Raw genomic sequence first — 413 nt, forward strand, 5'->3', positions numbered from 1 at the left:
CGAGCGGGGCGCGGGTGCGATTCGCGGTGGGCACTGACGTGGCGTACGTCGCGAGTCTCGTCGCGGCGCTGGGGCGGTGAGAGGGTGTTCGCGCTGCCTGCCTCGGTGCGCGTGGTGCTGGCGGTGGAGCCGGTGGACATGCGCAAGTCCATCGACGGCCTCATGGCCCTGGTGCGCGGCGCGTGGGGCGAGGACGTCTACTCGGGGCACCTCTTCGCCTTCGTCTCCAGGCGGGGCGACCGCATCAAGGTGCTGACGTGGAGTCGGGGCGGCTTCGTGCTGCTGTATGTCGTAGCTCGGCGTAACAGGTCCTCCGGAGTTCGGCGAACCCGGTCGGGGTGAGTTCGGCCAAACCGGTCCGCACCGGTTCGGCCAAACCGGTCCACTCGGGTGTCCGCCGACAGGCCACGCTG

Annotated in this window: 1 protein-coding gene; it reads left to right on the forward strand. The window is 70.5% G+C overall.

The annotated features are described in order from the left end of the window. A partial coding sequence (gene tnpB, locus D7X99_RS42105) for an IS66 family insertion sequence element accessory protein TnpB (RefSeq protein WP_147476439.1) occupies positions 1-342 on the forward strand: 342 nt, incomplete at its 5' end. Positions 343-413 lie beyond the last annotated feature (71 nt).

The organism is Corallococcus sp. AB032C (assembly GCF_003668935.1).
In the GTDB taxonomy this organism is placed as follows: domain Bacteria; phylum Myxococcota; class Myxococcia; order Myxococcales; family Myxococcaceae; genus Corallococcus; species Corallococcus exiguus.